Consider the following 23,261-nt stretch of genomic DNA (forward strand, 5'->3'; position numbering starts at 1 on the left):
ATTTATATATTATATAAAAACCATATATTTGAATTATATCATTGTGAATAGTATAATTCAATCAAAACAAGGAGGATGTATTATGGAAATATTTGAATTTGATGGTCAGAAATATAAGCAATCGTCTAAACATCAAAAAGAATGGGGAAAAGAATTGATTTCCCAGTTAGCATTAAAAGGAGATGAAACTATTTTAGATTTAGGTTGTGGAGATGGTATTCTTACAGAACAATTATCATCATTTGTGCCTAATGGAAAAGTTATAGGTATTGATGCTTCCACAGGAATGATTGAAACAGCGAAAGAAATTAAAAAAATCAATCTAGAGTTTATACAGATGGATATTAACAATCTGTCTTTTGCAGATAAATTTGATATTATCTTTTCTAATGCTGCATTGCATTGGATAAAAGACCATAATAAACTTTTAAGAAAAGCTTATAAAGCATTAAAAACGAATGGGGTTATATTATGGGACTTTGGAGCTTCTGGTAATTGTTCTAATTTTTTTGAGGTTGTTCAAAATAAAATAAAAGATGAAAGATATACACAAAATTTTGAAAATTTCGAGTGGCCGTGGTATATGCCATCATTATCTGAATATGAAAATCTGGTTTCTTCGATTGGCTTTTCTGATACTTCAATTTCTGAAATAAATAGAGACAGATTCTTTTCAGATTCTTCTGAAATGATAAAATGGATAGACCAGCCTAGCATTGTTCCGTTTTTACAATATCTTCCAGATGATTTGAAAAATACTTTTCGACAAGAAGTAGTTGAAGAAATGATTAAAAAGACACAACAGAAGGATGGTAGTTGTTTTGAAACATTTCGCAGAATAAGAGTATATGCTGTTAAATAGGGAATGGTGAAAACTTGATTTCCACTGTTGTCCCTGCTTCAATTTGATGCAGGGCATCCAATAGTGGAAATTTTGTCTTGTATAAAACATCATGCAGTGCTATACTGACCTCACATCAAAATCCCAGACCGTTTTATTCATAAAATTCTAAGGTCTGAATGTTATTTTTTACATAGAGTAGAAGATAAATCTGATTTCCTTGGCGGTTCAGCCGGAAATTACCAGTTTTGATGAACTAAAAATTAAATAAGGTGGATCTGGTCAGTGTCCAGACAATGTACTCTGCTTTATGTTATCATATAAAATTTCGGACTTTTTGTATGGTAATACTAGATTGAAACGGTATGGAACTGTATATATAATAAAAATAGAAGAGTACGTCTAACGTGTCATCTGGCATATTCACCGGAAAGAAGGAGGACATTTATGTCAGAAGAAAATCATGTTGCGTATCAGAACAAAGACATGATAGAGGCAAACGAACTGTAGCGGGCCCTTTAACGGCGGAGGAACAGATGCAGTTTATAATCCTCCCGCTGACGCATCGGGGAAAGGAAGAGAAAGAAGCGTGTATCCGGCGCTGCTTCGATCTGGCGAAGCAGGTGGAGGACGAACAGGAGCAGGTATTCATACTCGCTGGTATACTGGTATTTGCAGATAAGGTAATAGATAACGAGGATTCTAAGGAAATGAGGGAATGGATTATGCTGACAAAGGTATCGAAATTATTCGAAGAAGAGAAGATTGAGTATGGGAAAAAAGTGGCTGCGGAGGTTGCAGAGAAGGCAGCTCTAGCAGCTGCGGAGGCGGCAGAGAAGGCCGCTAAGAAGGCAAAAGAGGACTCTGAAAAAGCTGCCAAGAACCGCTAAAGAAAATGAAATCGAGATTGTAAAAAGGATGCTGTTTAATGGGATTTCTCTGGAACAGGTAAAAGCGGTAGTGACTATTTTAACGGAGAAAGAGATAAAGGACTTGCAAAAGGAAATTAATAGTTAAGTTGTGTATAAATGTATGCGCCCCATATACTTGATGTGGGGCGTTACTATTTACAGATGTGCATCTGTCGCAGATACAAATATTAGATAATAACAAAAGTAAAAGAAAAATAACAGAAAATAATACGACAATTTTGTGTATATTTTACAAAAAAGAATCTTAAAGGGGATATGTATTGACAGATAAAATAAAAGGTGTTAATCTCAAATTGTAAACGTTATCAGAAAACGTTTGCAAGAGGAGGAACTTATGAAATCCAGCACGTTAAAGGATATCGCCCAGAAATTAAATATGTCAGTTGCGACAGTATCGAGGGCGGTTAATAATAAAGAGTATGTGAAGGAAGAGACCCGTAAAAGGGTACTTGAAGCACTGGAAGAATATAATTATGTTCCCAACGAAGTAGCACGTTCTTTGAAGCTTCAGTCCACCAAGACTATAGCCGTTATTCTTCCTGATATCTGCGAGGCATTTTTTGGGGAGATTATAAAAGGGATTGACCAGATTGTTTCACCAAAGGGATATACGATTATCGTAGCCGACACAAACGAGAAGAAAGAGAATGAAGAGAAATATCTGTCACTTCTCCAGCAGAAAAGAATAGATGCCCTGGTGTTTGCAACAGTAGATCTTTCAGGATGTAATGTGAAGAAGTACCTTCCCAGCCTTCCTGTAATTTTTATAGATAATATACCGGAACTTCAGGGGATTGACTCGGTTACGATTGATAATGTGCAGGCCAGCAGCATGGCGGTTGATTATCTGTTCGAACAGGGACATGAGCGGATTGCCACGATTATCGGTTCCGTGAAGGAGACGACTGGTTTTGCAAGGCGTGAAGGATATCTGAACGCTCTCAACAGACGGGCGGTGCCTGTGGACGAACATTTGATACAGTATGGGAATTATAAGGAGAATGACGGATTCAGGTGTATGGAAAAGTTAATTCAGAACATTGAGGAGCATCCGTTTACCTCTGTTTATGTAACGTCTGAAAAGATGACCTTTGGGGCTATTAAAGCACTTCGGGAATATGGACTCCGTATCCCCGAAGACATCTCACTGGTCGGCTTTGATGTACAGGATAAAGCTCAGCTGATCAGTCCGAGTATCACGACGATACGGCAGCCTGAGAATCTGATCGGCAGCCGGGTAGGAGAACTGCTTCTTAAGCGTCTGGAGGAAAAGGAAGAGGAGAAGCGGGTGCCGCAGCAGATACTTTTAAGACCGTCTATTGTAGTGGGGCAAAGTGTAAAGAAGATATAACGGTTTCCTGCTTTTGGGCTGATTTAAGAGGTAAGCGAAAGGGATGCCGGAGGACGTTTATGGGGGATCAACTCCATAAACGTTTTCCAGCAAAATTTTTTACCAAAATATGTAAACGTTTGCAGAAATTGAAAAGGAAGGGAAAATGAGGTGAAGAATTTGCAAGAAGAGCTATTAAAGATGGAAGGGATCTGTAAGGCATTTCCCGGGGTCAGGGCACTGGATGAAGCCGCAATCACCGTGAAAAGAGGAGAGATTCATGCATTGATGGGAGAAAACGGTGCAGGCAAGTCAACGCTGATGAAAGTACTAAATGGGCTGCTCACGCCTGACAAGGGGCATATCTGGTTCAACGGAGAGGAGATCCATGTGGAAAATCCGGCCTCGGCACTGAAAAAAGGAATTGCAATGATCTATCAGGAATTGAATCCCGTAAGAGACATGACAGTGGCAGAGAACATATTTCTTGGCAGAGAGTTTACAAGGGGAAAGGGCATTTTTGTGGACAGGAAGAAAGGGGAGGAGGAAGCTGAAGTACTTTTAAAGAAGTTTGAGCTGGATATCAGGCCCGGTGCAAAGATGAGGGGGCTTTCCCTTGCAAAGATGCAGATGATTGAAATTGTGAAGGCTGTTTCATCAGGGGCAAAGCTAATCGTCATGGATGAACCTACCTCTTCACTGACAGATGATGAAATAAGAGTTCTTTTCAAAAAGATTCTGGAGTTAAAAAAGGAACAGGTTTCGATCGTATACATATCACACCGCATGGAAGAAATATTTGAGATCGCGGACACAGTTACTGTCATGCGGGACGGAAAATATATTGATACAAAGAGAGTGGGTGAGATTGATAAAAACACCCTGATCCATATGATGGTTGGACGTGAGCTTTCCAATATCTTTCCAAAAGTACCTGTGGAGATTAAAGAACCTGTGTTAGAAGTGAAACATTTTAATTCCCGGCGTTTTTTTGATATTTCATTTCATGTCAGAAAGGGAGAGATCCTTGGTTTTTACGGATTGGTCGGTGCAGGGAGAAGCGAGGTATTTAAGAGCATATTCGGTATGGACTCCTATGAAAGCGGTGAGATCATTGTAGACGGAAAGACACGGGATATCAAGAATCCCCATCAGGCAATCGAGGCGGGGATTGCGATGGTGACAGAGGACAGGAAAGAGTATGGACTGGTGCTTTGCAGGTCGATCCGGGAAAATATAGCTCTGCCAAATCTGGACAGGTTTGCAGGAAAGCTGTTTCTTGACGGTCGGAAAGAAGAAAAAGAGTGTAAGGATATTGCAGGGAAGATATCAGTAAAGATGAGCAGTATGAATCAGCTTGCGGGCAATCTGTCCGGCGGCAACCAGCAGAAGGTTGTGCTTTCCAAATGGCTGATACAAAACCCGAAGATTCTGGTATTGGATGAGCCGACCCGCGGAATTGATGTCGGGGCAAAGGCAGAGATTCATTCTCTGATGTGTGAGTTTGCAAAACAAGGAATGGCGATTATTATGATTTCCTCGGAGCTTCCGGAAGTGATGGGGATGAGTGACAGGATCATGGTAATGGGAGAAGGCAGGATCAAAGGAGAATTCCGGTATGGTGAATATTCTCAGGATGAGATACTTGCGTGTGCTTTGGGCGGGAAGGAGTATGTGAATAATGAAGAATAAGAAATCGGTACTAAGTAATGAGAATATTGCATTATATGTCAGAAGCTATGCCTTAATGGGCATATTCCTCCTGATGTGTATCGCATTTGCGATTGCTTCCCCGACATTTTTGACAATGTCCAATATTATAGGAGTTTTCAGGCAGATCTCCACGAACGGCATTCTGGCAATCGGGATGACACTGGTTATTATCACCGGGGGAATCGACCTTTCTATCGGGCCGCTGGCCGCAATTGCGGGAGTGGTGTCAGCTATGATTCTGGAAAAATATCCGGATCTGCTGCTGCCGGCTCTGTTATCCGGGATTATTGCTGCGGCAGTAATGAGCATGTGGACAGGACTTCTGGTTGCTAAGATGCGGATTGCCCCATTCATTGCATCTCTGTCGACGATGTCCATTGCAAAGGGCATTGCGCTTCTGGCTGCGGATGGTGTTCCGCATACGATATCTAATGCTGCCTATATCAAGATCGGCAACGGATATCTTTGGGACCCGAATAAGACAGGCGGTTTAAGTATCCCGACACCAGTGCTTGTTATTTTTATCGTGGCCGTTGTGATCTGGATTGTCTTGAACAAAACAAAATACGGACGCCATATATATGCTGTGGGAGGGAATGAAAATGCTGCGATTGCCTCAGGAATTAATGCAGCGAGGGTCAAATTCTGTACCTATGTACTAAACGGGCTGTTGTGTGGTATTGCAGGAATCGTGCTCGCCGGGAGAATTACATCCGGACAGCCGACTGCAGCAGCGGGGTATGAGATGGATGCGATCACGGCCGTCATAGTAGGCGGGACAAGTATGACAGGCGGTGTTGGCAAGATAGGCGGAACAATAATTGGCGCACTGATAATCGGAGTTCTCAACAACGGACTGATTCTTATGGGAGTGTCGTCCTACTATCAGCAGATTATCAAGGGTATCATTATTGCCGTCGCAGTGTTACTGGACATGAAAACAAAGAAGAATTAGAAAAGGAGAGCCGTGTTATGAAAAAGAGATTATTGAGTCTGCTGCTTTGTGCAGCAATGGTTATGGCAATGCTGGCAGGATGTGGAAATTCAAAGGATTCCGGAAATGACAGCGTGGATGACAAAGGTACGGACAGTAAAAGTGAGGACGGGCCAGACAGTGGAAAGGTGTATAAGATCGGTGTATCCACACAGGCCTGGAAGTATGAGTTTATTAAAAACATGGTAAATGCACTCAATAAACTGGATGATGATATGGACCAGGTAGAACTTGTCATGGTGGACAGCGAGGATTCTGTGGAAAAACAGCTCAGTGACGTCGATACAATGATTGCACAGGGTGTAGACGGTATTCTTCTGAACTGCTTAAGCTTTGAAGGAAGTTCATCCGCAGTGGAGGCATGTAAAAATGCCGGAATTCCTCTGGTCGAGTTTATCTCTTATACGGAAAACGAAGATTACGCCACATTCGTAGGCACAGACGTAAAGTCCTCCGGTATTATGGCAATGGACCTGATTGCAGATGCGATAGATGAAAAAGGAAAGCTGTTTGAAATTCAGGGCGTTATCGGGCATACGGCACAGATTAACAGAGGAGCGGGAATCGCAGAGGAATTGAAAAACTATCCTGACATTGAACTTGTAGAGTCACAGTCAGGAGAATTCTCAAAGGATAAGGCGATGGCTGTAACAGAGGCCTGGCTGGCAAAATATCCGGCAGGAGAGATCGATGCGATCGTAGCCCATAACGACCAGATGGCGTTAGGTGCGTTAAACGCGTGTCAGGCAGCAAACAGGACAGAGATTAAGATTGTCGGGATTGACGGAGATGCTGAAGCACTTCAGGCGGTTATGGACGGGAAAATGGCGGCAACCGTTGTTGATTACTGCGAGGAAGAGTGCAAGCTTGCCGTAGAAGAGATGGTAAGCATACTGGACGGAAATGCCCCGAAGAAAGAAATACTCGCGGATTATGTACCAGTCAGCACGAAGGAAGAGGCACAGAAATTCATGGATCTTCGTTCAGGAAACTAAAGAAGGTTTTATGACACTCCCAAAGAATCAGTAAAGGAAAAGACAGATGAAAATACTGGAAGGTTCGTTTCAATGTGAAGCAAATACGTTTTGCAGACAAAGAACAGAAACAGAAGATTTTGAGGTTTTTACAGGGGATGCGCTGCTTGAAAAGATGGCGGCTACCCCGGTATTTTGCGAAGCAGGAGCACAAGTTGTCCCGCTGCTCTATGCAAGTGCCCTGCCGGGCGGGATGGTATCTCGGAAAGCATTTGAGCATTACCGTACAATTTTCATAGAACTCATACAGAAAAACAGAGACGCAGACGGAATTTACCTGTATCTCCACGGGGCGATGTATGTAGAAGGACTGTGGAGCGGGGAAGAGCAGCTTGTGAAGTCGATCCGTGAAGTGGTTGGTGACGGGGTCCCGATATCTGTGGCACTTGACTATCATGCCAATCTTTCTGACGGATTTATTAAAGCTGTCAATGCCATCCAGGGATTTAGGACAGCCCCTCATGTCGACCATGATGATACGGAGAGGCGGGCCGCAAAGTCACTGCTGAAGTGCATCAAAAGGCACATATGCCCGGCACCGGTATTTGTCCGGGTACCATATTTAGGAGGGGATGCCGCGACAACAGACAAAGAACCATTTGTTACTATCACAAAATATTTACAACATATGGATGCGTCGGAAGAGGTGATATCCTGCGCATTTTTCAACGGACAGCCCTGGTATGATTCCCCATATACAGGAAACTGTGCAGTGGTTTCCGGTACAGACAGGCAGAAATGTTTTCAAGCGGCAGTAAAGCTCGCAAAGACTTTCTGGGATGGAAAGGAGAATCTTAAGATTGAACAGGCAATGAGCACAGATCAGGCAGTGGAAGAGTCACTTCAGAATCAGAAGGGCGTTCTTTTTGTCACAGATTCCGGGGACAATACAACGGCCGGGGCAGACGGGGAGGGAACTCTTCTTTTGAGAAAATATCTGGAACAAAACCAGAAAGGCGTCCTGGTCTGCGGGATTCACGCCCGGAAGGCGGTCGATGAGCTTTTGAAATCAGAAGCAGGCGAAAGCCGGGATATCGTGTTATGCCGTGGACAGTGTGAGAAACAGGAAATAGAAACGCCATGCCGGGTTATTTTGAGAAAAAAAGGAATCGTCTATGGCTGGGCAGGAGATGAGGTTGGTGAGGGGGTCTTAGTGAGCTGTGGGAATACGGATATTGTGCTCACAAATGCACGTGCTGCATTTACGACACCGGAACACTTCAAAAAAATGGGCATACGGCCGGAAGACTATCAGGTCGTTGTGATAAAGATGGGATATCTGTTTCCGAAATTAAGGGAAATATCAAACCGTTTTATTTTTGCCATGACGCCGGGAATCAGCAGCAATGATTTTACACAGATCGATTATCAGAATCTGAAGAAACGAGTGTATCCGATTAATAACGACATTACATGGGAAGAGATTATGGAAGAAGCGGAGGTGAGAACATGAAACAGATAATCCCGGAAGTAAAGCAGATCAGGAAAAAGAGGGGGTATACAAAATCATTTTCAGGAGTTTCCTTGTCTGCCGGGGTACCTTTTGGGAAGGAAGCAGAAGAGATTCTACACTTAAAGCTGTGGAATTATGAGGAGCTGGAGTGCGGGCATGATACTATCAGGATAATCTTAAGGAATCTGGAAGATGCCAGAAAGCTCCCGGATGTGTGTATGGAGCTTCACGAAATGGAAGGAAGCATACCAGAAGAATCGGCAGAGCTCTTTTCCAGGCAGGGGTATTTGCTGGATATTACAGAAGACGAGGTGCGGATCTTTACAGATACACAGGAAGGCTTTGCATATGCACTGTCCACGGTGAAACAGCTGCTAGAAGGCGGTGAGCAGTTTTATCTGCCGCAGATATGTGCAGCAGACTGGCCTTCCATAGAGTACAGAAGCCTGTCCGTGACTTTTGCATGGTATGCCGGTTACGGAAGATTCGGCTTTGATATGCAGCTCTGGGGCCTGAAGGAATGGAAACAGTTTTTGGATATCTGTTCTGATTATAAGATGAACCAGCTCAATATGTGCCTTTACGGTTACTGGCCGTTTCGTATGGAGGGGTATCCGGAAGCAGAACTTCGGGGACTTAAGATGAAGCTGTGGAATCCGGAGAGTGAAAACTGGGTGGAGGTCGAATATATGCATCCGAATCTTGCGGAAGAGTTCCTGCCGCAGCTGATCGAGTACGGGCATAAGCTTGGGATCCGGTTCTATGCGTACATTGGGCTGAACAGCTATAGCGGGGGATACTCGAATGCCCATAAGGAAAAACGGATGAAAATGCAGAAGGACAGCCATTTTATCAATGATTTTGACAGTCTGTGCCTTAGTGATGAGGGGACGGTCCAGTATTTAAAGAAGAGTATGAGAAGTATTGTCTCACAGGGATTCGACGGAATTGATTTTGAGGAAAGCGAGGAGGCATTCTGGTATTGTAACTGTGAAAGGTGCAGGGAAACATTCTGGAAAGGATGCAGTACGCCGGAAGAGACACTCCATGCGGCAAATACCTGGCTGCTCCAGATTCTTTACGAGGAACTAAAGGCAGCGAAGCCGGATATTACGATTGGAATCCGGGCGTGGAGACAGCCTCCGCTTGTGCGCCCGGAGGAACTGATTGCTAAAATGAAGGCAAGTATTCCGGATGATGTCGTATTATTCTGGGCACCGGGACAATATGTTGAGGAGAGTGAGTTTGAGAAGTGGATTCATGCCTTCGGCAGAGAAAGGATACGTGCAAGAGATACCGAGGCAATTGGATTTGCGGCCGGTCTGGGACGACTGATCCGTCCGCTGAAATGCAATGGGCTGCGCTGTGAAGAGGAACCAATTACACAGTATATTGACGAGGATATCCGGCAGCATAAGGGGTCTGTCAGGATGCATGCGGCCGGGATCAATGGGTACCTGTTTGAGTGGTATGGATTTTTTATGGCTTTCTTTGCCCACGCATATTATGGCTGGGGCGGTGAAAAAGAGACAGAGGAATTTTACAGATATGCTTTGGAGACCGTGTTTGGGGATCTGGCGGATGACATTTATTTCGTTATGACAAACATGTTTACGATACACGAGAGCCAGCTGAACATATTTGAACTGGAATTCCCATTTGCAAAAAATAAAGTTGAAAAAAGAGATATACCCCGGATTCAGGAGGCTGTCAGGCTTTATCCGGATCTCATGCAGAAGCTGGATCATATTATAGAAGAATTACGTTCTGATAAAAGACATTATGAATTTGCACTGCACTTTAAGAAATGGAAAATTTCTGTGATGCGCAGCAGAATCATATATGATATGGCTCTGGAGTCACTGAAGTTTGAGGAAGCAGAGTCGGAAGAGGAAAAGCAGGACTGCTTAAGGAGAATGTATCTGGATAATGAAAGAGAGTTTGAAATTATCCGTGAAAATTATTTTGATGTGAACCCGGTTTTGGAGACGGGAACAGCATCCTGCATGATTCCTTATCATGAACTGAAGAGGTGCATATTAAACAGACTGTACCCTGACAAGAAACAAGAAAGGCCGGTTTATCTGGGGGTAGAATCTCTGGGATGGATGTGGTTCTAGCCGGGGAGAGATACGGTTAAAACAGGGCAGGTGCAAAGTGATGAAACGAACTGGAATATATTTTGAAGTAAGAGAGAATAAGAGAGAGGCTTATATTCAGGCACATGAAAACATATGGCCTGAAATGCGTGAAGTGCTTAATGAGGCGGGAATCCGGAATTATTCCATCTGGAATCTGGGAAGGAAGCTATTTGCTTATTATGAGACAGACGATGAAGAAAGGATGCAGGCAGTTCTTGATTCCAGTAAAGTCTACGCAGACTGGAGGGAAAGGATGGAGGAATTCGTCTATATTGAGGAAACAGCCGGCAGGAAAGAATGGCCGATGGAACTGGTATTTTTTAATCAGGGAGAAGAAAAGGAGGTTTTGTAATGTCATATTTTAATCAGGGAGAAACAGACAGAAGAATGGAAAAGGTCCGCGCGATCTTAGAGGAAGGCGGGCTTGATGCTGCTTTGATTTATTACGATGAACTGAATATTGCGAACGGGTGGTATGTAACAGGCTGGTGCCCGCAGTTTGAAAAGGGAGCAGTTTTTCTCCCTGCTAAGGGAGAAGCAATCCTGCTGGGTGGTCCGGAAAGCGAGCCGTTTGCAAAGATGAGCAGTGCAGTGCGGGAAACACGCAATTTTACGGTATTTATGGTGCCAGATGAAGAATATCCAAATGCCAGCATTATAGATTTTGAAAAGTTATACGAGGAACTTAACGGAAAAGGAATTTCATTAAAGCGGATTGGCGTCGTCGGGACGACTGTGATTCCCCATGCCGTTTACACACAGTTTGCAGAAGGGTTCAAAGGCGTGGAACTGGTGGATATCACAGATGAATATGAGGCTCTGCGTTCCCATAAGTCAGAGTGGGAACTGGATAACGTAAGACAGGCGACGGCACTATCATACCAGGCGTATCTGGAAATGAAGGAATTAGTAAAACCGGGTACATATGAACACGAGATTGCAGCCGCCGGTGAGTATGTATGCCGGAAAAATGGTGCAAACAGCTTTGCATATGCAACGATTGTCGGAAGTGGGGAAAGATCCAACGCTGTGGTACCGACTGCGATCAACAAGGAATTAAAGGACGGCGAATGGGTCATGCTTGGAATTGCGCCGAGAGTCAATGGTTATGCGGGAACATTTGGAGAAACGGTGCCCGTATCAGGTACGTATACGGAGGAACAGAAATGGGCGGTTAATGTTTTGAGGAAGGTACTCAGGGCGACGAAGGCCATGCTGAAACCCGGAGTATCCGGAAAAGAGATTGATGTGCCCGGACGTGAGATCTTTCAGGAGGAAGGGCTCCTTCCCTATCTCGTCTGCCCGTTTGCACATACAATCGGACTGATGGAGGCAGAGGCTCCTTTCTACGGCCCGAACTCTGAAGATGTACTGGAACCGGGGATGACGGTATGTGTTGATGTGAGTTTCTTCGGACATCCAACACTGCATGGGGCAAGAATCGAAACTGTTTATACAATCACAGAAGATGGATGCAGACCGCTTTGCCCGGAACTGGATGCATGGTTTGAAGAGGATGTAAAATAGGAGGGAATGAAAATGGAGATTGGAAAAAAGACATGGGTGTTTGCTGACGGAGATCTTCCGCCCAGAGGTGAGGAGGAGCCTTTCGGTCACGAGGCTCTGATGATTGTGAATGCGGGAAAAGAGGATGCCGGGATCAGGCTGGACCTGCTCTTTGAAGCTGAGGAACCAAAAGAAGGGATTCTGCTGAATGTACCGGCAAAACGTGTCTGCTGTTTTCGTATGGATGAACCACTGGGGGAAGAACAATACCAGATCAGGCCGGGGCAGTTTGCGGTCATTGTAAACAGCAGTGTACCAGTTGTGGCGGTCTACGGCCGTCTTGACAGAAGGAAAGACATGGCATACTATCCGGTTGCCGGCTACAGTGTTTAGATGAAGAAGCTGAAACTATTTCTGATATCACTGGTACTACTGTTTCTTCTCGGAATTGAATCCGGCGGATTCCAGATTTCACTGCTTAAAATGGCGGAGGACTTCGGCCTGTCAGGAACCGGGAATGGAAGTCTGGTTGCGGCACAGTACAGTGCGATAATTATGATGCCGTTTTTGTTTGGAATGGTGGCAGAACGTGCGGGGAAGATAAGAATTCTCCGCATATTCTGCCTTGTCTTTGCTGTCGGATGTGGAATTGTTGTATCGGCACATGCCTATGAGATATTTCTCCCGGGAATCTTTCTGATCGGTTCAGGATATAGTGTGTGTGAAAGCCTGGTTTCGGCTGTTTTGACGGAGCAGTACCGGGAAAAAGCGGGTTTGTATCTGAACCTTGTACAGGGTGCGTTCAGCCTTGGGGCAGTGGCAGGGCCCCATCTGATATCATGGGCCGCAAAGCAGGGAGCAGGCTGGAATATCCTGTTTATTATCTGTGGTATTGGATTTCTCGTTCTCTGGGGCTGCTTACTTTTAAAGGGAAGCAGTGGAAACCATTGTATAAGTGAGGGACTATGCAGCAAGCTGCCGGATATTAAAACAGCAGCGCCGGCAGTTAAAAAAAATGTGAATGCAGGTAGTGCAGTAAAGTTCCCGCCCATTTTTTTCCTGCTTGTGTTTTCTTTTTTCCTTTACGGAGGCATGGAAGTTGGAGTCAGTTATTATATTGATTCCTACATGCAGATCGAATTAAGAGGGGCGACGTTGTCTGCATGGGCAGTTTCATCTTTCTGGCTTTTTATGGTCCCGTCCCGTTTCGCATCGGGACTTTTGTATCGGTACAGGCGGTTCCTCCTTCCATCCTGTTTCCTTCTGTCAGTACCTGTTCTGTTTTGGATTTCTATGACAGAAAGGGCAGAATCGGCTGTGATTTTGTTTTCCATTCTGGGATTGTTACTTGGGACACTTTGGCCTAATCTCATGGGGACTGCGACGGAGGATTTCAAAGAAAGAGCGGCAATGGCAGCAGGTATCATGTCTGCCGGCTGCGGGATGGGGGCAGTTTTGTCTCCACTCATTCTTGGAAAACTGGCAGGAGCCGGTGAGTTAAGATACGGGTTTATACTGCTGGCTGTATGCAGTCTGGCAGGAGGAATCCTGTGTATCTGTTATCTGAAAAAGCGTTGATTTCTTGAACATGAAATGTATTGCAAGCTATATGGTTTCCGCTGTTGAGCCTGCTTCAATTTGATGCAGGGCATCCAATAGCGGAAACTTTGTCTTGTATAAAACATCAGGCAGTGCTATACTGACTTCACATCAAAATCCCGGACCGTTTTATTCATAAAATTCTTAGGTCTGAATCTTATTTTTTACATGGTGTAGAAGATAAATCTGATTTCCTTGGTGGTTCAGCCGGAAATTACCAGTTTTGATGAACTAAAAATTAAATAAGGTGGATCTGGTCAGTGTCCAGACAATGTACTCTGCTTTATGTTATCATATAAAATTTCGGACTTTTTGTATGGTAATACTAGATTGAAACGGTATGGAACTGCATATATAATAAAAATAGAAGAGTACGTCTAACGTGTCATCTGGCATATCCACCGGAAAGAAGGAGGACATTTATGTCAGAAGAAAATCATGTTGCGTATCAGAACAAAGATATTGCGGCAAAGTATCTGGCTGAGCATTTTTCAGACAAGTCTTTTGCTACATATGGGGTGAAGGTGCCCCGGATTGTACAGGTACTGCCCACAAACCTGCCTGTGATAGAGGCAAACGAACTGCGGCTGGACAACCTGTTTTTACTGGAGGATGGCTCACTTGCACTGGTCGATTATGAGAGTTCATATGCAGATGCGGATAAGATAAAGTATCTGAATTATATTATCCGTACTTTAAAAAGAAGTATGACTGAAGACAATATCATGCGTAAAATCCGGATGATCGTGATTTATACGGCGGACATAGCTCCGGGACAGACAAGGCCGAATCTGGATATTGGCTGTCTGCAGTTTCAGCTGGAGGACGAACAGGAGCAGGTATTCATACTCGCTGGTATACTGGTATTTGCAGATAAGGTAATAGATAACGAAGATTCTAAGGAAATGAGGGATTGGATTATGATGACGAAGGTATCAAGATTATTTGAGGAAGAAAAGATTGAGTATGGGAAAAAAGTGGCTGCGGAGGCAGCAGAGAAGGCGGCTAAGGAAGCCGCTAAAGAAAATGAAATGGAGATTGTAAAAAGGATGCTGTCTAATGGGATTCCTCTGGAACAGGTTAAAGCGGTAGCGACTACTTTAACGGAGAAAGAGATAAAGGACTTGCAAAAGAAAATCATACGGTAACTAATTTCCTAAATTATTTTTTATGACTACTTAAATACTGATTTCATGAAGTTGGAACATATCTGAATACCGAACATACCGTATCATAAGAATAAATTTACTGGAGATCAAATTATGATACAAGTCATTAATCAGCAGACTGTCCGGATCGTATCGCGTCCTTTTACGATTTACCCTGGTACCGATCTGACAGGGACTGCGACAGGTGATCCGGAAGTGCGCAACTACTGTTCACTGCCTTCTACTACAGAATCCAGATATCATCTGGACCGGCCGGATCACAACAATATATTTCAATTCAGACTGACTCAAAATGGAACGACGGGTTTTGCATATTGTCTGGATAAATTTGCGGATGGACCATATGGGGATATTCCCTATGTAAGTGCTCCGTTTGAATCTATTTTCGAAACAGCCACGGAGAGACAAAAGCAGATGCTTGCCTGGATACTGGCAAATACTTTTCCAACGGTCAGCGCGGCACAGACATTTGCACTAGCGGGGGTAGACCCAACAGCAAACCCTCCATTGGATGACAATGATGCCTACGCTGCTGTTCAGGTGGCCCTGTGGGTTTTATTGGGGCAGATTGCGCCTGATGAAGTATATTTTTTAGATTGTACTACAGATGAAGCACATCCGAAGTCGGCAAGAATGCGTGCTGCCGTCCTGCGTCTTCTGGAACTTGCAGGAGAATTTGCAGACTCAGCAGCAGTACCGGCGCCCCCAAAGGCGGCAAACCAGAACTGCTGCAAAAATACAGGGATTGACTGCTGCAATACGGGAGAAATTCCATCAGATGTAAGCGTACCATATCTGGTATTTTCAGGCTGTCCGAATGAATTAAGGACAGTATGTGGAAGACTATTGATAGGCCCTTTCAGACTTCAGTCCGGACTGACTGGGCAGCCAAGTATTACGATAGAACCTTTATGCACATGCCAGGATGATTTTTCAGCAGTATTTATGGATTTCTGTGGAAATAGTATCGAAGCACCGTCTATAGGAGACGAATTTTATCTGGCTGTCAGAACGATGAAGGATTATATATGCTTTACGTTAAGTGCATCATTTACAACAGATGTAACACGTGTGGTTACCATGAAGCCTGAGAGTTCACCAAATTATCAGCCGATTGGAACCGGGCTGCTTAATGAAAGAGTTACAGTTACAGCAGAAATTTGTGTATGCGCGGCAGCAGGTAAAGTAAAAGAGAAATCCTGCAGACCGGGGATAAACATTAATAATAATACTTCAAATAATAATAACAACAATAATAATAACAATAATAATAGTAATTCAAATCAGGGGGGCGGAATGTATCCTTATCCGCCATGTATATGCGGGTATCCTCCGTATAACGGATATTGGCCAAGACCGCCGTATTTTCAGGAACCACCGTACCCGCCATACCCACCATATCCGCCGGAACCACCGTATCCCCCATATCCACCGAGGCCGCCATACCCACCATATCCGCCGGAACCACCGTATCCGCCATATCCACCGAGGCCGCCGTATCCGCCATGTCCGCCGGAACCACCGTGTCCGCCGAAGCCGACGTGTCCACCAAAGCCGCCGTGTCCGCCGGAACCGCCATGCCCGCCGAAGCCGCCGTGTCCGCCGGAACCGCCATGCCCGCCAAAGCCGCCGTGTCCCCCATGTCCACCGAAACTGCCCTGTCTTCCGAAGCCCCCTTGCTGCTGTAACCAGTCATGCAGCTCAGAGGAAGAGAAGCATACAGGAACAGCGGAGAGGTAGATTTTGGACGAGAAAGAAAAAATAACAGGGATTTATAAAATATCTGCCAATAAATCGTAAAAGGGCACATAGTGTAAGTATTTATATTATGCTATACTGAATAAGTAACACAGCGGCGCAGCTGCTGTGTTACTTTCTAAATAAACCAGTTTATTATGAAAAAAGCCCTGCCGGTATCCATCTGTAATAAGTCTGCAACATCTCCTGTTTATGATGAGTGTGTAAGGAACAATAGTAACAAAAGAGTACTGTACTCACCGGTTTATACGGCATTATGACAGGAGAAAGGAGATATGGGTTATGAAAGAGATATGGAGGAAGTACAAGGCTGCGGTTATTGCGGGAGGTCTGGTTGTATGCATGACAGCCGTGCTGGGTGCCGGAATGAAACTTACGAACACGCTGGCTGTCAGTGAGATTGTAAAGGCGGCAGATAAAGAAATGGATGAGCCGTCAGATATAGTCAAAATATATTATGAAGTATGGGATCAGAATGCACCATATAAAGAGTATAATCAGGATCAGGAGACTGCCGCAAAGGTATGTGAAAAGTACGGGTTGGATTATGATACGGTTACGCTGGAAGAAATCACACCAGAAATGTCCTCTTATGCGGAAGCACTGAGGCTTTTAAAAGATTTAGGTAATTCCCCCTTGCTCGAGGAAAGTATTAAGGATGGTAAGGCAGGTCCTGTGCAGTCACTCGAGATGTATATCTGTGAGATTTATGCATTTTCCGGAGGGAAAGATGTGATAGAAGCATACTGCGGGGAACACGGCATTAATCCGGACAAGTCTGTAGTTTCTGATTTAACGGCAGAGGAATTGATTGAAATTGGGAATCTGGCTTTTGATACTTCAGACCACGGGACAGAAAAAGAGAAGGACCGAATTAACAACAGACTGTATAAAGAGCACCAGCTTGACAAGAAGATTGCAAAGCAGGTATGTGAGAAATACAATCTGAATTACGATACCGCGAAGGTAAAAGATATTAAGGGTGAAATCTCTGCCTACGAGGAGGCACTGTGGCTGTTGAAATACCTGGGGGCATCGACACTGTATGAAGATAATGCCGAAAGGGACGGTTATAAGATCGTGGAATGGTCACTGGAAGCCCATATACGAGATACGAACCAGCTCGAGGATGCAAGAAATGCAATCGGAGAATTTTGCAGAAAGAGGGGGATTGACCCGGATAAGGCAGTGATATCTGATTTTTCGGCAGAAGATCTGACAAAGATAATCGTCGATGCGGCTGCGGGGGGAAAGCATTAGGATACTAGTAACTGTTCTGAGTTCATGAATAGTTTTACGAATCATACATAAAAACAGGGGGCGCCTATGGCAGATATTTTAATTGTCGAGGATGACAAAAGCATCAATGAATTAATCAGGCGTACAATCGAAATGACAGGACACAGAGGGTTTTCCGCCTTTCAGGGGCGGGAAGCCCTGAGGTCCGTAGAGCAAAAAGCACCGGATCTGATTTTGCTGGATATGAATCTGCCGGATATGAGCGGCTTTGATTTATTGAAGCAGTTCAGGGAGATTCCGGTCATCTGCGTGACTGCAAGGGGCGAGATTTCCGACAGGGTAAAGGGGCTGAACGGCGGGGCCGAAGACTACATTGTAAAACCATTTGCAATGGACGAGCTTACGGCACGTATACATGCAGCGCTGCGCCGTTCTCATAAGGAGCAGACGCTGTACCGGATCGGGGATGTGGAAGTGGATACGGCGAAGGCTGTTGTTACGAAAAATGCAGAAACGGTAGAGTTGACTTCCCGTGAGTATGAACTGCTGAAGGTACTTCTTGACAACAGAAATATTGCGCTTTCCAGAGACAGGCTTCTGGATCTGGCATGGGGAATGGATTTTTACGGGGATGACAGAACTGTTGACGTCCATATCCGGCGCCTGCGCAAGAAACTGGGGCTGGAGAGGGAGATAAAAACGATATTTAAATATGGGTACCGATTGGAGATTTAAGATGCAGCTATGGAAAAAGAATTTTCTTGTTACATTTCTGTTTTTCCTGATTATTATAGAGGGAAGCCTGCTTGCCCTCCATGCTGTTCTGTACCGCAGTGAACTTAAAGACTGGATCAGCCGGGCTGTATCGGGGGAGCAGGGGATTGCCTACATGCTGTCTGGCTATCAGGAAACTGACAGGGGAAAGCTGGAGGAAAAGATAGAAGATGCGGCCAAAAGATATCTGGCCACAGGGGTTAAAATCAGTGTGTCAATTGATGAAGAAAAGGTGGTTGACTATATTCCCTTAGATGCCGCGGACAGCGGCAGACTGCAGGTGGTTACCTGGCGAAGGACACCTTATATCCTGATCCGGGACAGCATTGTAATGTCAGGCGGTGCAGTTCTGCACATCTCTTATATGGAAAGCATGGCTTCTTTCAATGATACACAGAAGCAGCGCATCATACAGATAATGCTTCTGAGTGTCCTGATTGCAGCAGTCATAGGGACTATGCTGTACCTGACAATGAAGCGTATTAACCGGCCGGTCAGCCAGATTGCCCATGAACTGCGAACACCGCTGACCGGAATTCAGGGATACGCAGAATATCTGATGATGGGGAATCTCAGCGAAGAAGACCGTTTTTTTGCTGCACAGCAGATTGTAGAGAGCTCGCTCAATATGGGAAATATCGTTGAGAAGCTTCTGATTATGGGTGGTATGAGGGAAGGACGTGTACAGATGCAGAAGGTAAGGCTTAAGGAACTGCTTGACCAGATAAAACTGCTGTACCCGGATCTGGAAGTGGACTGCCGGATAGAAACGGTACAGGGGGACCCGACTTTAATACGCTGTATGCTGGAAAATCTGGTACATAATGCGGTGAATGCAGGCGAACATGTAAAGCTTACGGCAGATAAACAGGATATCATCATCTGGAATGACGGGGAACCAATCAGCGAAAAGAAGTTAAGGCAGATGAACCGGGTTCAGGGGCTCCACCCGGAATATGCGGACAGGCATGGGTTTGGAATCGGGCTGTGCCATGAGATAGCAGGCGTGCATGGCTGGAGACTGGTCTACAGGTCCTCAAAGGAAGAGGGGACAACTACTTCGGTCATCCTGTGAGGGAAGGGAATCGTGGGAATTTTTTATCTGTCCTTGACATTAGGAGTGTTACAGGATAAACTAAATGTGGAATTAAATAAGACAGGGGTGCTGGTGTAAACCGGCTGAGAGTAAGGTAAACAGACCTTTAACCCGTATACCTGATCTGGATAATGCCAGCGTAGGAAAGTAGATATACAGAGTATACTTATAGAATAAAGAAGTTTTATAAGACATATGAAGCATGCGAACCTCGCCAGACATATCTGACGGGGTTTTCTTTTCGTTTTCAGGATACCTAATTCCAAGATGTGCCATAAGACATGTCAGAAAAATTCAAAATCAGGAGGAAAAAAGTATGAATGCAAGTGTAGCAATCCAGACACTGCCGGAGGCGGCAAATGATGAGGAACTGATCCGTATCGTCGATGAGGTGATTGACTATATTAAAAGCACCGGCTTGAACTATTATGTAGGACCGTTTGAAACAGCAATAGAGGGAGATTATGATGAACTGATGGATATTGTAAAAGAGTGCCAGCATATTGCAATCCGCGCGGGCGCACCATCGGTAGCGGCTTATATCAAAGTATCCTACAAGCCGGAAGGAGACGTGCTTACCATTGAAAAGAAAGTCACAAAACACCACGCATAAAGAGGGCAGGAACTGGTCAGCCAGTTTCTGGCCGGCATTCGCCATTCTGGTGATTTTAGCCCTCTGGCAGACAGCCAGCGGGACCGGCCTGATCTCAAAGTTTATGCTGCCCTCACCGATAGATGTCGTGAAATCTTTTGTATCTGATTTCCCGGTACTGATGAGCAATGCGAAGGTAACGCTCATCGAAGCATTTGTAGGTCTTGCAATGGGGGTTTTGATCGGGTTCTTGATGGCCGTCTTAATGGACCGGTTTGAAAAGGTTTATCAGGCATTTTATCCACTGATTGTCCTGACGCAGACGGTTCCGACAGTGGCAATTGCACCGCTTTTAGTTTTGTGGTTCGGATATGAGATGCTGCCGAAGGTAATTCTGATCGTCATCGTGACGTTTTTCCCGATCACCGTAAGCCTGTTGGATGGATTCCGTGCGGCGGACAGGGATACGATTAATCTGATGCGTTCAATGGGTGCGTCAAAGATGCAGACATTCTGGTTTGTGAAGTTTCCGGGTTCCTTAAGCCAGTTCTTTGCAAGCCTCAGGATTTCTGCATCCTATGCAGTAGTCGGAGCGGTGATTTCTGAATGGCTGGGAGGATTTAACGGACTGGGAGTATATATGATCAGGGTAAAGAAAGGATTTTCGTTTGATAAGATGTTTGCAGTCATCTTTCTGATATCGGTAATCAGTCTTGTTCTGATGAAGCTGGTCAATTTGCTTCAGAAAAAATGCATGCCCTGGGAAGAAACGAAATAGAGGAGAAATGGTTTATGAAAAAGAGAATTTTAGCGCTTTTACTCGCTGCTGCGCTGACTGCCAGTATGGCCGGATGCAGCGGCAAATCGGAAGATACAAAGAAATCGGATCAGGGTTCAGATAAAGACCTTACAAAGCTTACTTTTGTGCTTGACTGGACTCCGAATACGAATCACACGGGTATCTATGTGGCTCAGGAAAAAGGCTACTTTGCTGATGCAGGACTTGACGTGGAGATCGTGCAGCCTCCGGAGGACGGGGCGGAAGTTCTGGTTGCGTCAGGAAAAGCACAGTTCGGTGTTTCCTTTCAGGACAGCCTGATGCCTGCTTTTACCGGGGATGATGCACTTCCGGTCGAAGCCGTTGCGGCGGTTTTACAGCACAACACATCCGGTATTATTTCCCGCAAAGGGGAAGGTCTGGACCGTCCAAAGGGATTGGAAGGCAAGAAATATGCCACATGGAATCTGGAACTGGAAAAGGCTACTCTGCAAAATGTTGTTGAAGCGGACGGCGGAGATTTCAGCAAAGTGGAACTGATTCCCAGTACCGTGACGGATGAGGTGTCAGCACTTCAAAGCAAATCTGTGGATGCAATCTGGATTTTCTATGGATGGGCGGGGATTGCGACAGAAGTTGCAGGTCTGGATACCGACTATTTTGCATTTAAAGACATCAACAGTGCCTTTGATTTTTATACACCGGTCATCATTGGAAACCGTGAATGGATGAAAGAAAATGCGGATACAACGAAGGCATTTTTATCTGCGGCAAAGAAAGGCTATGAATTTGCAATCGAGAACCCGAAAGACGCCGCCGACATCCTGTGCAAGGCAGTGCCGGAGCTTGATCCTGACCTCGTACAGGCAAGTCAGGAATACATGAAGGACCAGTATAAAGCAGAAGTCAGCCAGTGGGGATATATCGATCCTGCAAGGTGGAATGCTTACTACAACTGGATCAATGAGAACGGCCTGTCAGAAGAGGAAATCCCTGAAAACACAGGTTTTAATAACGATTATCTGGAGTAGAAAATGGCAGAACTGATAGTAACAGATGTGACAATGTCCTATGAAGGGCAGAACATTATTGAGGATATTTCCATAGAACTGCATGAGAACGAGCTGGTCTGCCTGTTGGGAGCTAGCGGCGGAGGGAAGACGACCCTGTTTAATGTGATTTCCGGTCTGAATATACCGGATAAGGGGAGGATATTGCTTGACGGGCAGGATGTCACAGGACAGCCGGGCCATATCAGCTATATGCTGCAGAAGGACCTGCTGCTTCCCTACCGTACGATCGAAGATAATGCGGCACTGCCGCTTCTGATCAAAGGGGAGAAAAAGAAAGCGGCAAGGGAGAAAGTGAGCCCTTATTTTGAAGAATTCGGGTTGGAAGGAACGCAGAAGAAATATCCGCATCAGCTTTCAGGAGGAATGAGACAGAGGGCAGCTCTTCTTCGGACTTATATGTTTTCGAAAGATGTCGCCCTGCTTGATGAACCGTTCAGCGCACTGGATACTCTGACGAAAAGCGATATGCACAGGTGGTATCTGGATGTCATGGATAAGATCCGGATGTCCACATTGTTTATCACTCATGATATTGACGAGGCAGTCCTGCTGTCGGACCGGATCTATCTTCTGACAGGGGTCCCGGGAAAAATTACAGAAGAAATCATGATAAAGGAACCAAAACCCCGGAGGAGGGATTTCAATCTCTCGGAGGAATTTCTGGGATACAAACGGATGATTATAGAAAAATTGTAATGAAAAACAACAGGTAAATGAAAGCGAAAACAGAATGGACAGGGGACAGACCTGTCAGAAAAAGATACGCGCGGGTATCTGCCGGCAGAAAAGTCAGGCAGATACCCGCTATTTTTGTATTTACATTTGTATGACGTTTGTTTCGCTAGATGTCTGTTTTCGTTGGAAGACTTTTGTGTTTTAAAATTACAGGATTCTATGATATAATCTCGTCTTTGACACATGTGAGAAAAAATAAGTGCCACAATCCTAGGAAATTGGCGGGTTGTGGCACTTTGTACCCTGTGTGCGGTATATAGTAATGTTTTATCTTCTCTTGCTTTTTTTCTGGATCTCTTTCATTTTTCGCTTGGTTAAAAACTGATAGTCTGTCCGGAAGCCGCATGCTTCATGCAGCTCATCCGTTATGGTCTGCCGTTCATATAACGGCATAAAACCCTGCTCCTCTATATCGGCAAAATTCATGCTTTTCAGTATCTGGAGCAGCTGCTCTGTAGTACAGGGGCTTTTCAGGGATCTCTTCAGCAGTCTGAAATGGAGCAG

Annotated in this window: 21 protein-coding genes, 1 pseudogene and 1 riboswitch; of the genes and pseudogenes, 21 read left to right on the forward strand and 1 reads right to left on the reverse strand. The window is 44.9% G+C overall.

Going from position 1 to position 23,261, the window contains the following annotated elements:
- Positions 1 to 82 precede the first annotated feature (82 nt).
- From A8806_RS13060 to A8806_RS13165, 21 genes are all read left to right on the forward strand, one after another.
- Positions 83 to 862 (forward strand): class I SAM-dependent methyltransferase, encoded by a 780-nt coding sequence (locus A8806_RS13060; protein WP_109731639.1) that lies wholly within the window; start codon positions 83 to 85, stop codon positions 860 to 862.
- A 515-nt stretch (positions 863 to 1,377) separates the two neighbouring features.
- The gene (locus A8806_RS13065) at positions 1,378 to 1,731 is read left to right on the forward strand and encodes a hypothetical protein (protein ID WP_109731640.1); all 354 of its coding nucleotides are present in this window, start codon (positions 1,378 to 1,380) and stop codon (positions 1,729 to 1,731) included.
- Between the two features lie 376 nt (positions 1,732 to 2,107).
- Positions 2,108 to 3,124 (forward strand): LacI family DNA-binding transcriptional regulator, encoded by a 1,017-nt coding sequence (locus A8806_RS13070; protein ID WP_109731641.1) that lies wholly within the window; start codon positions 2,108 to 2,110, stop codon positions 3,122 to 3,124.
- A 150-nt stretch (positions 3,125 to 3,274) separates the two neighbouring features.
- Positions 3,275 to 4,795, forward strand: a complete 1,521-nt coding sequence (locus tag A8806_RS13075) for a sugar ABC transporter ATP-binding protein (RefSeq protein WP_330405347.1) — start codon at positions 3,275 to 3,277, stop codon at positions 4,793 to 4,795.
- On the forward strand, positions 4,785 to 5,771 hold the full coding sequence (locus A8806_RS13080) for an ABC transporter permease (protein WP_207657862.1): 987 nt from the start codon (positions 4,785 to 4,787) through the stop codon (positions 5,769 to 5,771). The genes A8806_RS13075 and A8806_RS13080 overlap by 11 nt, the downstream gene beginning before the upstream one ends.
- Before the next feature lie 17 nt (positions 5,772 to 5,788).
- Entirely contained in the window at positions 5,789 to 6,805 is a 1,017-nt protein-coding gene (locus A8806_RS13085) for a substrate-binding domain-containing protein (RefSeq protein ID WP_109731642.1), read from the forward strand.
- Positions 6,806 to 6,851: 46 nt separating this feature from the next.
- Complete coding sequence (locus A8806_RS13090; RefSeq protein WP_109731643.1) at positions 6,852 to 8,297, forward strand: M81 family metallopeptidase; 1,446 nt, start codon at positions 6,852 to 6,854, stop codon at positions 8,295 to 8,297.
- Positions 8,294 to 10,417, forward strand: coding sequence for a hypothetical protein (locus A8806_RS13095; RefSeq protein WP_181368704.1), 2,124 nt, complete (start codon positions 8,294 to 8,296; stop codon positions 10,415 to 10,417). The genes A8806_RS13090 and A8806_RS13095 overlap by 4 nt, the downstream gene beginning before the upstream one ends.
- A 40-nt stretch (positions 10,418 to 10,457) precedes the next feature.
- A complete protein-coding gene (locus A8806_RS13100; RefSeq protein ID WP_109731645.1) occupies positions 10,458 to 10,790 on the forward strand; it encodes an L-rhamnose mutarotase in 333 nt (110 codons plus the stop codon).
- On the forward strand, positions 10,790 to 11,965 hold the full coding sequence (locus A8806_RS13105; protein ID WP_109731646.1) for a M24 family metallopeptidase: 1,176 nt from the start codon (positions 10,790 to 10,792) through the stop codon (positions 11,963 to 11,965). The genes A8806_RS13100 and A8806_RS13105 overlap by 1 nt, the downstream gene beginning before the upstream one ends.
- Positions 11,966 to 11,977: 12 nt before the next feature.
- Positions 11,978 to 12,337, forward strand: a complete 360-nt coding sequence (locus tag A8806_RS13110) for a sensory rhodopsin transducer (RefSeq protein ID WP_181368705.1) — start codon at positions 11,978 to 11,980, stop codon at positions 12,335 to 12,337.
- Positions 12,338 to 13,522, forward strand: coding sequence for an MFS transporter (locus A8806_RS13115; RefSeq protein WP_109731648.1), 1,185 nt, complete (start codon positions 12,338 to 12,340; stop codon positions 13,520 to 13,522).
- Between the two features lie 443 nt (positions 13,523 to 13,965).
- The gene (locus tag A8806_RS13120; RefSeq protein WP_109731649.1) at positions 13,966 to 14,691 is read left to right on the forward strand and encodes a hypothetical protein; all 726 of its coding nucleotides are present in this window, start codon (positions 13,966 to 13,968) and stop codon (positions 14,689 to 14,691) included.
- Between the two features lie 114 nt (positions 14,692 to 14,805).
- Positions 14,806 to 16,452 carry a thioester domain-containing protein gene (locus A8806_RS26225; RefSeq protein WP_181368706.1) on the forward strand — a complete coding sequence of 549 codons (1,647 nt, stop codon included), beginning with the start codon at positions 14,806 to 14,808 and terminating at the stop codon, positions 16,450 to 16,452.
- A gap of 300 nt (positions 16,453 to 16,752) precedes the next feature.
- Positions 16,753 to 17,730 (forward strand): hypothetical protein, encoded by a 978-nt coding sequence (locus A8806_RS13135; RefSeq protein WP_109731650.1) that lies wholly within the window; start codon positions 16,753 to 16,755, stop codon positions 17,728 to 17,730.
- Positions 17,731 to 17,796: 66 nt separating this feature from the next.
- Positions 17,797 to 18,444, forward strand: coding sequence for a response regulator transcription factor (locus A8806_RS13140; RefSeq protein WP_109731651.1), 648 nt, complete (start codon positions 17,797 to 17,799; stop codon positions 18,442 to 18,444).
- 1 nt (position 18,445) lies between these two features.
- A complete protein-coding gene (locus A8806_RS13145) occupies positions 18,446 to 19,558 on the forward strand; it encodes a sensor histidine kinase (protein ID WP_181368707.1) in 1,113 nt (370 codons plus the stop codon).
- A gap of 73 nt (positions 19,559 to 19,631) precedes the next feature.
- Positions 19,632 to 19,743: riboswitch (TPP riboswitch) on the forward strand.
- 152 nt (positions 19,744 to 19,895) lie between these two features.
- Complete coding sequence (locus tag A8806_RS13150; RefSeq protein ID WP_109731653.1) at positions 19,896 to 20,192, forward strand: thiamine-binding protein; 297 nt, start codon at positions 19,896 to 19,898, stop codon at positions 20,190 to 20,192.
- On the forward strand, positions 20,161 to 20,949 hold the full coding sequence (locus A8806_RS13155; protein WP_109731654.1) for an ABC transporter permease: 789 nt from the start codon (positions 20,161 to 20,163) through the stop codon (positions 20,947 to 20,949). The genes A8806_RS13150 and A8806_RS13155 overlap by 32 nt, the downstream gene beginning before the upstream one ends.
- 14 nt (positions 20,950 to 20,963) lie before the next feature.
- Complete coding sequence (locus tag A8806_RS13160) at positions 20,964 to 21,980, forward strand: ABC transporter substrate-binding protein (RefSeq protein WP_109731655.1); 1,017 nt, start codon at positions 20,964 to 20,966, stop codon at positions 21,978 to 21,980.
- Between the two features lie 3 nt (positions 21,981 to 21,983).
- Complete coding sequence (locus A8806_RS13165) at positions 21,984 to 22,718, forward strand: ABC transporter ATP-binding protein (RefSeq protein WP_109731656.1); 735 nt, start codon at positions 21,984 to 21,986, stop codon at positions 22,716 to 22,718.
- Positions 22,719 to 23,024: 306 nt separating this feature from the next.
- Here A8806_RS13165 and A8806_RS26425 read toward each other — a convergent pair.
- Positions 23,025 to 23,261 (reverse strand): annotated as a pseudogene (locus tag A8806_RS26425) (IS1634 family transposase); the annotation flags it as partial.

It is taken from the genome of Faecalicatena orotica, assembly GCF_003149245.1.
Taxonomy (GTDB): Bacteria; Bacillota; Clostridia; order Lachnospirales; family Lachnospiraceae; genus Faecalicatena_A; species Faecalicatena_A orotica.